Source organism: Pseudomonadota bacterium (assembly GCA_039815145.1).
Taxonomy (GTDB): domain Bacteria; phylum Pseudomonadota; class Gammaproteobacteria; order Steroidobacterales; family JBCBZW01; genus JBCBZW01.
The window spans coordinates 19,181-31,131 of record JBCBZW010000056.1 but is presented as its reverse complement, the minus strand read 5'-3'; the positions used below and the strand labels follow the sequence as shown (position 1 = coordinate 31,131).

Annotated in this window: 6 protein-coding genes; 3 read left to right on the top strand and 3 right to left on the bottom strand. The window is 65.2% G+C overall.

The window, feature by feature from the left end:
- On the top strand, window positions 1–2,242 hold a 2,242-nt coding region (locus tag AAF184_14635), incomplete at its 5' end, for a DPP IV N-terminal domain-containing protein (protein MEO0423571.1).
- A 157-nt stretch (window positions 2,243–2,399) separates the two neighbouring features.
- Window positions 2,400–4,931 (top strand): FG-GAP-like repeat-containing protein, encoded by a 2,532-nt coding sequence (locus AAF184_14630; protein MEO0423570.1) that lies wholly within the window; start codon window positions 2,400–2,402, stop codon window positions 4,929–4,931.
- Window positions 4,932–4,996: 65 nt separating this feature from the next.
- On the opposite strand, the gene AAF184_14625 is transcribed toward AAF184_14630, so the two are convergent.
- The gene (locus AAF184_14625; protein ID MEO0423569.1) at window positions 4,997–5,656 is read right to left on the bottom strand and encodes a hypothetical protein; all 660 of its coding nucleotides are present in this window, start codon (window positions 5,654–5,656) and stop codon (window positions 4,997–4,999) included.
- Window positions 5,643–6,227, bottom strand: coding sequence for a sigma-70 family RNA polymerase sigma factor (locus AAF184_14620; GenBank protein ID MEO0423568.1), 585 nt, complete (start codon window positions 6,225–6,227; stop codon window positions 5,643–5,645). The genes AAF184_14625 and AAF184_14620 overlap by 14 nt, the downstream gene beginning before the upstream one ends.
- A gap of 266 nt (window positions 6,228–6,493) precedes the next feature.
- Between AAF184_14620 and AAF184_14615 the strand changes: the two genes are divergently transcribed.
- Entirely contained in the window at window positions 6,494–8,467 is a 1,974-nt protein-coding gene (locus AAF184_14615; protein ID MEO0423567.1) for an alpha/beta fold hydrolase, read from the top strand.
- 49 nt (window positions 8,468–8,516) lie between these two features.
- On the opposite strand, the gene AAF184_14610 is transcribed toward AAF184_14615, so the two are convergent.
- A complete protein-coding gene (locus AAF184_14610; GenBank protein MEO0423566.1) occupies window positions 8,517–11,804 on the bottom strand; it encodes a M60 family peptidase N-terminal accessory domain-containing protein in 3,288 nt (1,095 codons plus the stop codon).
- Window positions 11,805–11,951: the final 147 nt, after the last annotated feature.

Genomic DNA, 11,951 nt, shown 5'->3' with positions numbered 1-11,951 from the left:
GCTCGCCGCCGCACCGGGCGTCAAGGCGGAACACCACGCCGCTGCCGACGACGGTGCCGCGGGACGCCTCACCAACGAGGCCATCTTCGAGGTGAAGCGCTACGAGCCTGCAAAGCCCGAGGCCCTGCAGTGGCTACCCGACGGGGGCTACGCGATGCTCGAAGCCGTGGAGGACCAGGACGAGCAAGACGACGACGAGGATCCACCTAAGGAAATCGTACGCTACGACGCGAAGACCGGCGAGCGCACCGTCCTCGTCAACCTCGCCCAGCTGACGCCGCCCGGCACGGACACGCCGCTGGTCGTCGACGACTACCACTGGAGCGAGGACCGCACCCAGCTCCTCATCTACACCAACAGCCAGAAGGTGTGGCGCCAGAAGACCCGCGGCGACTACTGGGTGCTGTCCTTCGAGAGCGGTAAGTTGCGCCAGCTCGGCGGCATCGCGGAACCGGCGAGCCTGCAGTTCGCCAAGTTCTCCCCGGACGGCCGTCAGGTGGCCTACGCCCGCGATGCGGATGTTTACGTCGAGGATATCGCGTCGGGCGACATCACCCGCCTCACCACCCGTGAGAGCGACGCCCAACTGAACGGCATCACCAGCTGGGCCTACGAGGAGGAGTTCGGCATCCGCGACGGCTTCCGCTGGAGCCCCGACGGCAGCCACATCGCCTTCTGGCAATTCGACACCTCGGGCGTGCGCGACTTCGTCCTCATCAACAACACCGATGAGCTCTACCCCAAGCTCACCCACATCCCCTACCCCAAGGTGGGCGAGACGGTCTCCGCCGCGCGCATCGGCGTAGTGACCGTCGACGGCGGGTCCACCGTGTGGATGGAACTGCCCGGCGATCCGCGCCAGATGTACATCCCGCGCATGGACTTCGCCGGCGAGCGCAGCGACGCGGTGCTGATCCACCACGTCAATCGCAAGCAGGACACCAACACCCTCTACTACGGCGACGCCGCGAGCGGTAAGACGAAGCCCGTCTTCGTCGAACGCGAGAACGAGCACCTCGACGATTTCGCCGACGTGACCTGGCTGGACGGCGGCCGCGCCTTCACATGGATGAGCGAGCGCAGCGGCTGGCGCCACGTACTCCGCGTCTCCAGCGACGGCGGACGCATCCAGGACCTCACCCCCGGGCAGTTCGACGTGGTCGACCTGGTGAAGGTGGATGAGGAGCACAACCGCCTCTACTTCACCGCCTCACCCGACAACGCCACCCAGCGCTACCTCTACCTGGCCCCCCTGGACGGTAAGGGCGCGCCCAAGCGCATCACACCCGCCGACCTCGAAGGCACCAACAGCTACGACATCGCGAAGGACGGCGCGTGGGCAGTACACACCCACTCACGCTTCGATCAACCGGCCCAGTACCACCTCGTCAGCCTTCCCGATCACGAGCGCGCCAGGACGCTGGTTGACAACGCCGAGCTACGCGAGAAGCTCGCCGCCCTCACCCTCGGCCGCCACGAGTTCTTCCGCGTGACCGCGCAGGACGGCGTGCCCCTGGACGGCTTCCTGATGTATCCGCCGGACTTCGATCCCACCAAGCGCTACCCGATTCTGTTCTACGTGTACGGCGAACCCGCCGGCTCCACAGTGGTCGATCAGTGGAAGAACCAGCGCTCGCTCTGGCATCTGCTCATGACCCAACACGGCTACCTGGTGGCCTCGATCGACAACCGCGGCGCCCGCACGCCTCGCGGTCGCGACTGGCGCAAGGCCGTGTACGGGCAGATCGGCATCCTCTCCTCACGAGATCAGGCCGATGCGTTACAGGCGATGCTCGAGCGCTTCGCGTTCATCGACCCGGAGCGCGTGGGCATCTGGGGGCACTCGGGCGGCGGGTCCATGACCCTCAACATGCTGTTCCGCTACCCCGACCTCTACCACGTGGGCGTGTCGCGCGCGCCCGTGCCCGACCAGCGCCTCTACGACGCCATCTACCAGGAGCGCTACTCGGGCCTCCTCGACGACTACGCGGAGGCCTACACCGAGGCCTCGCCCATCACCCACGCCAAGCACCTCAAGGGCAGGCTGCTGCTGGTACACGGCACGGGCGATGACAACGTGCACTACCAGGGCAGCGAGCGGCTGATCAACGAGCTGGTGAAACACAATCGCCGCTTCGAGTTCATGTCGTACCCGAACCGTGATCACCGCATCAACTCCGGCGATGGCACGTCGCTGCATCTGCACGACATGATGACCGCTTACTTCGAGGATCATCTCTGATCGCTCCCACGTAGCCGTGAGGAGGGCGGATTGGAGCGGGTAGATGTTACGTTTTTCTAACGTTTGAACCCGCTCCATTGCACGACCGACCCAGTGGGGTAACTCTTGCGACGCGTGTCGCAGGAGGCGACATCACTGCAATAAGGACGTGCAATCCATGAGATCTTCCAGCTTGCTTCGAACGGCCTGCTGCCTTGCGCTGGCCGTACAGCTGCCAACGGCCCTCGCCCAGACATCCGATTTCCTCAGCACCCAACGATTCGATGGCGCCCCGAACGGCGGCCCCTCGGATCTCCTCACCGGTGATCTCAACAACGACGGTGCGCAGGATGTTGTTCTGATCGAAAACATCGCCGGGGGTTACTCCGCCCATCTCGGCGACGGCAACGGCGACTTCGCGTTGAGCGATTCGAACAGCGTCTTCACCTTCTCACAGGCCGGCGACCTCGCAGACGTCAACGATGACGGCGAGTTGGACATCGTGATCCGCGAGAGCCTCACCAACGATCGCTTTACCGTCTACCTCGGCAATGGCGACGGCACTTTCCGCTTGGACGGCGCGCCCCGTCTCGATCTCATCGATGTGAGCGATTTCGGTCTCGCGGATCTCAACGGTGACGGCAACCCGGAGCTAATCGCCCTCCCCGACTTCAGCTCACTGGCAGTGCTGCCGAGTACGCCTGACGGGGCTCAGGGTGTCTACTGGGGAGAGCCCGCGCTAATCCCTCTCGGCCCCGGTGCCGTGGCCGAGGAGCTGGCACTGGTGGATGTGGATGATGATGGCGATACCGATGTGGTCATCAACTTCTCGCAGCCGAGCCCCACCTACACGATCTTCCTGAACGATGGCGCAGGCGCCCTGGTGGAGGGGCAGTCCTTCGCCGCAGGCGGCTTCGGCGGCACCCGCGCCACCACCGGCGACTTCGACAATGACGGCGTGCTCGATCTGGCCTTCACCTTCGACGGCGGCAACTTCGATTTCATCAGCATTCTGCCGGGCCTCGGCGGCGGCACCTTCGGCCCCGCGGTGAACACGCAGATCAATCAGTTCGGCGTGCTCGAGATCCTGGTCGATGACTTCAACGATGATGGCTTTGCGGACATCGTCGGCCCGGCCTTCATCGACGACAGCCTGCTCTGGATCCCCGGCAACGGTGACTTCACGTTCGGGTCCTTCGTCCTCGGCGGAAGTGGCGGCGCGACCTTCGCTGCGGCCCAGCTCGACGCGAACGCGGACGGCATCGACGATGTCATCTCCATCAACATTTCATCCGATGATTTCGCCGTGCACATCGGCACCGGCGACGCTCGCTTCTTCAACACGCCCCGCACGACTGCGATCGGCGCCCGAGTCGCGCAAATTGCGGCGGGCGATGTCACGGGCGATAGTCGCATCGACGTGATCACGGCCGATTCTTCCTCGGGAAGCCTTTCCATCCTGTCGGACCTGGAGAACGGCGTGTTCACGCAGCGCGAGGTGCTCTCCAACGGCCTCGCACAGCCAACGAGTGTCGCGGTAGCCGACCTCAACGGCGATGGTGCGGACGACCTGGTCGTCGCCGACCTGTCCCTCGACACGGTGTCCGTGTTCCTCGGCGACGGCGCGGGGGGCCTCGGTAGCCCGACCTCCGTATCGGTGTGCGGTGACACGCTGCGCGTAGCCGTTGGCGACCTCAACGGTGACGACAACCTCGACGCGGTGGCTGCCTGCTTCGACGACACGGTGACCGTGCTCATCGGCGATGGCAACGGCGGCCTCACTCCTACCGGCACCTTCCTCGGGGCCGACGACCCTCAGGAGCTACGCTTGGTCGATCTCAACGGCGACGAGGTCCTCGACATCCTCTTGGCAGACTCGGCTCTGGGCGCCTCCGCCGTGCGTGCGCTCTTCGGCAATGGCGACGGCACCTTCGGCCCCGCCACGGCGCTTGTGCCGGGCTCCACCATCGCCACCGTGGCGGCCGGCGATGTGAACGGAGACGGAACGATCGATCTCGCCGTGGGTGATCTCGATCAAGGCCTGCTGGTGGCCATCGGCGTGGGCAGCGGCGCCTTCGACGCGGCCTTCCCCATCGATGGCCCTAGCGCGCCGATCGCGGTCGAGCTATTCGATGCCAACGAGGATGGGTACGACGACGTTCTCGCCATCGAAGCACAGGGCGTAAGCACCGACAAAGCTATCACCGTCACGCCTAGCAACGGCGATGGGTCCTTCGACGCGGCGGATCGCTTCGCGGTCGCCACCGGCGTGGATGCGCCCTTCGCCCAACCCTCAGAGCTGCGCACGCTCACGCTTGCAGACGTCAACGCCGACGGCCGTGCCGACGTACTCGCGGGCTCCGCGGCCGCTGAGTTCGACGGCGTGCTCTCCGTCGACCTCAACCGCTTCGCTCCCCTCGGCGAGGTGGACACGGACGGCGACGGCGTACCCGACTCCGCCGATAACTGCAGCCTGCTGCCCAACCCGGGTCAGCTGGACTCGAACGGCGACGGCTTCGGTAACCGCTGCGATCCGGATCTGAACAACGACAACATCGTCAACCTCGGTGATGTCGCCCTGTTCCGGGACGCCTTCGGCACCGATGATCCGGATGCGGACTTCACCGGTGACGGCATCGTCAATGGGATCGACTTCCGAATCCTGCGCAGCTTCTTCGGCTCTCCCCCGGGGCCGGGTGCGCAGAACTAGCGGCTACCCCCGTGGGCAAGGTACCGGCAGGCGTCGCCGCGACGTGCCGGTGCCTTGTCCCGCGGCTAGGCCTCTTCGAAACGCCGAATCTCTGCCAGGTACGCCTGCGCCCGTGCGAAGTCCTTACCCGCTGCCAGCTCCCGCGCCCGCGCCGCGCGCGCCGGCACGGCCGAGTTGATGGCCCAGCGGTAGACGAGCACCGTCACGGAGGCGCCGATCACACCGAAGCCCACGCTGTACAAGATCCACCCCCTGGGCACGTCGGCGTAGACATCCACCCCGAACAGCCCAAGCCCAAGCAGGCTGATGGGCAGCCAGACCAACCACCACGGCAAGCCGACCAGCCAGCCGTTCTGCACATGGATCTGTTCGAGGCGAGCGATCTGCGCCTGGATCTCCACGACGGGCACGCCGAAATCCAGGCGCCCTAGCTGGCGCAGGGTACGAGCGCCGGTGATGATGAGCGTCAGTGCATACAGGTGCGAGATCACGCCGACGGTCACCAGATGTGGCTCGCCAAGGTGGCTCAGCCAGAACGGCGCGGCGATCACTGCCAGCGCCACTCCACAGATGATCTGCACGCGCTGCCCCCAGTGGAGGGGACGCAGGGTTCGACGGGTGCTGTCGAGGCGGTTTTCCTTCAGCAACGCCAGGTTCAGCTGCCGTTGCGCACTCAGCTCCTGCGTCAGTGCTCGCCAGGCGGTGCGCATGTCATCGAGTTCCATCGTTGTTCTCCTGCGGGTCGCCTTGTTGTTTGGCAGGCGCCTGGTAGGCGCGGATGCGTTGCTTGAGTCGGCTCAACTTGGTGGTCACGTTGCTTGGGCTGATGCCCAACACCTCGGCGATCTCCGTTGCCGTGTGTTCTTCAAGGTAGAGCAGCAGCAGCGCCCGGTTCAGCGGATCTAGGGTGTCCATGAACCGGCTTAGCACCTCGATGCGCTCGTCTTGCTCGCCCGGGATGACCGCCGCCGGATCCCTCGGTTCGACCTCTGGCGGGAGCGGCGTGAAGTGGCGCTCCCGGCGCGTATGGCCGCGCACGTAGGAGATCGCGACGTTCAAGGCGATCCGGTACATCCAGGTGCTGAAGGTCCGTGCGGGGTCGTAGCGGGGAAAGGCCCGCCACAACTGCAGCACGATCTCCTGCTCCAGCTCCTCCCGATCGGCCGCCTGCCAGCAGTAGGACCGCGCAATGCCGTGGATCACGCCAGCATGGCCTTGCACAAGCTCGCCGAAGCGCTGGTGCATGCGCGCCTCCTCGCCAGTCGGCGATTCCTCAGCGTCTCCGGATCGGTTCATGTCGTCGGTCCTTGCCACGTCCACTCGTTCATCCACGCTCGCGTCCTGGTGTGATCCCGTGATTCGCGCGACCGAGGGAATTGTCACACCCCAGATTATGGGGGGGCCCGGACTGGCAAGGGTGCCCCTAGGGTCGGGCACACGTGCCACCGCCGTTGCGGTGCTCCGGCCCCAGGGGCACACTCCTTGATAGGTAAGCTCGGAACGACCCTCAAGGATCAGCCATCATCAACGCTATTCGCTGCGTAGCCCTGCTGCTGCTCTCAATGCTACTAGGCACCGCCAGCCAGGCTGATACGCCGGCGCCCGCACGTCTCGCGGACTTCGCCGAGCGCCCGTTCCTCAACAACCCGGTGCTATCCCCGGATGGGCGACGCGTCGCCGTCCTGGTGCAAAACGGACGAGAGCAGCTGGTCGGCCTGATCGATGTGGATGCTGCCGCGGGCGATGACCTCGAATACTTCAGCTTCGGCAACCGTCGCATCCACGGTGTAGATTGGGCAGGCAACCAGCGCTTACTCGTCAGCACCACCCGACCCATGACGAGCGATGAGCTCCTGTTCGCTGTCGGAATGCTGCTGCAGGGCGTTACCGACACAGATCTGATCCTGCGCAACGCGCTGATGGTGCTCGATGTGCTGCGCGGCCGCGCGATGGACATCAACGAATCCTCCTACCTGGACTCGGACCGCCTGGTGCACGTCGACCCCATGGGCACCTACGTTCTCGCCTATCAGTACCGCATGCCGAAGCGCGATCCCTTCGTGGTGCGCATCGACCTGAGCTCCGGCGAGGAAGAGATCGTCCAGAAGCCCCGCAAGGGCATCGACCAATGGCTGGCGGACAGCGACGGTACCTTGGTCGGCGGCATCAGCTACGCCAAGCGACGTTGGCGCCTGCACCTCACCGATCCGAAGAACGGCAAGCTCAAGCAAATCCAGTCCAAGCGCTACTCGGCGGTCGACGGCGAGGTGGTGAGGAGCATCAAGGTGGTGCCCGGCACGCGTGAGGGCATCATCCACACCAACAGCCTGACGGGGCGCTTCGCCGCCTACCGCTACGACCTGGCGCAGGACGTCATCCTCGACCCCATCTTCGAACACCCCGTCGCCGACGTCACCTCGCTGGTCACGGCCCCCTCCAATCGGGTGGTTGGCGTGCAGTTCGAGGTGGACAAGCTCGAGCAGCACTGGATCGATGAGTCGATGGAGGCCGTGCAGACGCGGATCGACAAGTCCCTGCCCGATCGCATCAACCTGATCACGTCCTTCAGTGACGATCGCAACCGCATCCTCTTCTACTCGCAGGCGAGCTCCGACCCCGGCTCCTACTACCTCTTCGATCGCGCCAAGAACCGCATCGAGCAGCTCCTGAAGCCCTACGAGAAGATCGATCCCGACCAGCTCTCCCCGGTCGAACCGATCCAATACACGGCACGCGACGGCACCCTGATCCGGGGCTATCTGACGCGCCCGCGCTACGCACCGAAGGACACACCCCTGCCGACGATCGTCCTGCCCCACGGCGGCCCCTTCGCCAGGGACAGCTGGAGCTACAACACTTGGGTCCAGTTCCTCGCCGATCGCGGCTACGCCGTCTTGCAACCGAACTTTCGCGGTTCCACCGGCTTCGGCCGTGACTTCGTCGAAGCCGGCTACGGCGAGTGGGGACGGAAGATGATCGACGACATCGACGACGGCACGGCCTGGCTGGTGGAAACGGGGGTGGCCGCGCCAGATCAGATCTGCATCGCCGGCGCCAGCTACGGGGGCTACGCCGCCCTGTGGGGCTCGATCCGCCAACCCGAGCGCTATCGCTGCGCCGTGAGCCTCAACGGCGTCACCGACCTCGAGACGATGCTTCGCTACGACCGCAAGCTGTTCGTCGCCTCCAAGTACGCGCAGCGCTGGGAGGAACGTGTCGCGGGCCTGAACCTCGACAACCTGGATCAGGTGTCGCCCGCGCACCATGCGGAGCGGATCCGGGTGCCGACGCTGCTGGTGCAGGGCGAAGCCGACCGCAATGTGCCTAAGCAGCAGGCCGAGATGTACCTGGAAGCCGTCGCCGAGGCGGGGAGCACGTGCGTGGAAAGCCTGTACCTACCGGGTGCTGATCACGACCTGTCGAGCAGCGAGGACTTCGCCCTCGCCCGCATGGAGATCTTTCTCGCGCGGCAGCTACCCACCCCGCGCAATCCCGCGCCTTCGGTCGAGGACGATATCGCGGACTGCGCTTCGTAAGGAGGCGTGGCCCGCGCCTACCCAGGGCAGCGCGGGCCGATTGCGTAACCTAAGACATTCGCGCGGTCAGCGGTCGCTGGCGGCGCCCCGCTGCCATCAGCACCAGCGCGAACAGCGTGAGGAGCGAGAACGAACCGCCGCCACCGCCACCCCCTCCCGGGGTCGGCGCCGGGTCAGGCGTCGTCGCCGTATCGTCTGCGGGCGGAGGACTCGCGTCACCGCCGGAGTCACCGTCGCCGGCATCACCACCCCCACCGGACTCGTCGCCGCCTGTCTCGTCGCCACCCGAATCGTCACCGGGCCCGGTGGAGATCGTCGTCGCGACCTTCGACGATGAGACGACCGTGAAGGTGTCGGACGTCGTCACCTGCTGGGTCACCATGACAGGCGCATCGCCCGCCTCATCCAGGCCGAGAGCCTCGGACAACTCGTCCATCCCGATCGACACGGAGGTACCCTCCACCCACGCACGCGAGAGCACTTCCTCTCCCGACTCACCATCTAAGAGGGCCCAAGCGTAGGTGAGAGGTTTGTCTTGCGGATCGACCGACGGCTCCCAGGCGAACTCGACGCTTCCACCCGCGTCGGGATTGACGGTCAACGCCGTGGTCAATACGCCAGGCACGCTGGGAGGCTCATCCGCCGTCACGCCGAAGTACGCCTCCAGCAAGGCGCCACCAACGTCGCGGATTTCCTGCGCTTGCTCCACATCGAAGCTCTCCAGCAGCTGACCGTAGACCTCGGCATTGAGCTGATTCTCCTGGACCGCCGTCTTCTCGTTGTAGAAGCTGGCGATCTCGCCATTGGTGCGCGGCGCGCTATCGAGGTAGTGGATCAGGCGCTGTGCTGCCCCGTCGCAGGCCGGGTAGGCGACAATCTGCTCGGCCACCGACGCACTCGGGTGGATTCCCCAGAAGTGAAACAGGCTCGCGAGGTTGCAGCCCAAAGCCTCACTCCCACGCACCAGGAAGTCATCGTGGGTAACCCCTGCCTGCGTACCCGGCGGGGTACCCGTGACCAGATCATCCTCGTAGTACGTCCGATAGACATCGCCCAGGGCTTCCCAGGTGCCGAAGATCGCCGCTAGGTCGACGTACTTGGCATGGCCGCGCGCCTGGTAGGAGGTCTCGATAGCCGGCTCTTCGGTGGTGGGATCGAACCCGATCGCATCGCCGTTGCGGAAGTTCTGCGTCACCATCCAGTCGATCGCCGCATCGGTACGGCTGAAGTATTGGTAACCGGAGAAGCTGAGGGCTTCGTCGTAGGTGAGGCCGTAGAGCTGCTGCAGCACGGCCACCGCTGGCACGTTCACGTACGACTCTTGTTCCCCCTCGAGAAGGAAGCGGCCGTAGTGATGGTGGCCGAGTTCGTGCAGCATGACCAGCAGCCCAAGATCCTGCTCCCAGTTGCCTTCGTTGAGCACGGCGAACGGCGAGTAGAACCCGTCGGTGATCCCGTTCGGCCCCTCCGCGTAGAGTCCGGGCGTCACCGGATAGCCGCCGGGGAAGGAGCCCACCACGAGCTGGGTGGAATCGAGCACGTAGGCTTCCGCCCGCGAGCGCGCCATGGGCCGACCGTGGAGCACCTGGAAGATGTCCATGATCTGATCCCAACGCTCGAGCAACGCGGCGGCCTCATCGAAGGTCCGAATCTGCGCGGACGGCACGGAGACCATGAACTTGTCCGATTCGAAGTCGGCGGTGACCCCGGGATACTGTCGAATGGCGGACCATTCGCTGCTCGGCGTCTCGTACCCGCTACGCGTTGAGAAGTACGGCGCGCGAGCGGCACCGTCGATGGTGATCTCGTGCCACCCGAGATCCGTGTCCTGGGGCACGAGCACGTAGATGTTGCCACCGAAGGGGTTGAGCACCTCGGTGGTGGCCGCATCGATGCGGTAGTCGACCGTCAGCTTGGGGAAGCGACTCGTCGATGCCAGCAACGAGTGATTGTCAGCATGCACGCCGACGCGCAGGTGCAAGCCGCTATCGACGAGCGCGTCCGGCACGGTCACGGTGACGACCTCGCCGGCGGGCGCGTAGAAGCCCGTCGGCCGATACAGGTAGGCGGCGAGCTCCGACTCCGGTTCCTGGCGCATGCCCCCCATCAGATACCCCGGATCGCGCACGTACTCGGCGCGAATGTCGGCGCTACCTCCCGTGACGCGCTCCGCTCCGGGCGCCAGGGCGCCGGGCCACTCGCGGTGTTCGATGTAGGTCACCCCAGCGGCGCTGGACGGGTCCGAGTCGGGGAGTCCGCTCTCCAGCATCCAAACGCCCAAGTCGACGTAGGCCTTGGAGGTCGCCGGGAGGTCGTCGTAGCGAACGTTATCCAAGTTGTTGCGCTCTACGATGGCGTAGACGGGCCCGAACGCCTCGGCGTGGGCGCTCACGAACTGACCGGCTTCGTCTGAGATCGCGGCGAAGTCGATCCCGCTCAGGTTCTCGCGCAAGGCGAGGAGTTCGGCTTCCAACGCCGCGTTACCGAGCACCTCCTCACCCGAGAGGTGGCGGTTGAAGGCGCGCAGTGAAGCGTTCACTGTCGCCGCATCACCATCCGGCTTCGGCGACTGGATCACGAAGTTGTCGAGGTACACCTCCGCCAGATTGGAGGTCGTCGTGTTGCCGTTCTCGATATCGAACTCGTTGCGCCATTCCGGCTCGACGCCTGCGGCCGATTGATGCGCACCCAAGCGAAACGGCGTCTCACCGAGGTGACTGATGAAGGCAGTCGGGTCGATGGACTCGCCGCCCTCGCTCTCGTTGAGGGACTTGTTCTCCTTGCGGCCGTTCACGCCGAAAGCGACTTCGTTGGTGACGAAGTCGATGTCTACGGTGGCCGTGTGCCACTGATCCATCGGCAGGTCGAAGAAGCGCGTCGCCACCTCGCGCGTGCCTACACCGATGTTGAACTGCACGAAGATGATGCCCTCGGGCTGCCACTCGATGCGCTCGTTGAACACCTCGATCTTCAGGCCGAAGACATCGTAGGCCCAGTCCTTGTTGCTCAGGATGACGCGAACGCTTTCATCCTCGCCGGTGTCCTTGAAGTAGAAGTCCACACTCAGGGAGAGCGACTGGTCGCGCTGGAGCGCCGTGTGTACCGCTTGGGGGACTTCCAGCCAGGACTCCCCAGCGAGTTCCAGGGCCGTCCCGGTGCCGCGCGCAACGTAGGCGGTCTCCACGCCGGCACCGGTGAGGGTGTACTCGCCGTCCGTGTCCTGGAGGCTGTTGTCGAACTGGAAGCGTGCGTTCACACCATCGTCGGGGTTCGCGAACACCTGCGTGGCTGCCACCACTCCTAACAGGAGCGCCCATGGGACCAAGGTGTCCAGCACCATTCTCCCCCCGTGGGGTTGTATCGTCGAATTCCAGGCGCGCGCGTCGTTGACCATCTAGTGAACCCCGTGTCCGATTCCGTGAGAGCGGGCGAATAGTTCGCCTGCCGCCGCAGAAAAGTCGGCGAGGACCGAAGGTTCTTGAGT

What these genes read in the sequence shown, in the direction of transcription:
- AAF184_14630 (MEO0423570.1), top strand. Translation starts at nt 2,400, where the DNA reads ATGAGATCTTCCAGCTTGCTTCGAACGGCCTGCTGCCTTGCGCTGGCC.
- AAF184_14625 (MEO0423569.1), bottom strand. Translation starts at nt 5,656, where the DNA reads ATGGAACTCGATGACATGCGCACCGCCTGGCGAGCACTGACGCAGGAG.
- AAF184_14620 (MEO0423568.1), bottom strand. Translation starts at nt 6,227, where the DNA reads ATGAACCGATCCGGAGACGCTGAGGAATCGCCGACTGGCGAGGAGGCG.
- AAF184_14615 (MEO0423567.1), top strand. Translation starts at nt 6,494, where the DNA reads ATGCTACTAGGCACCGCCAGCCAGGCTGATACGCCGGCGCCCGCACGT.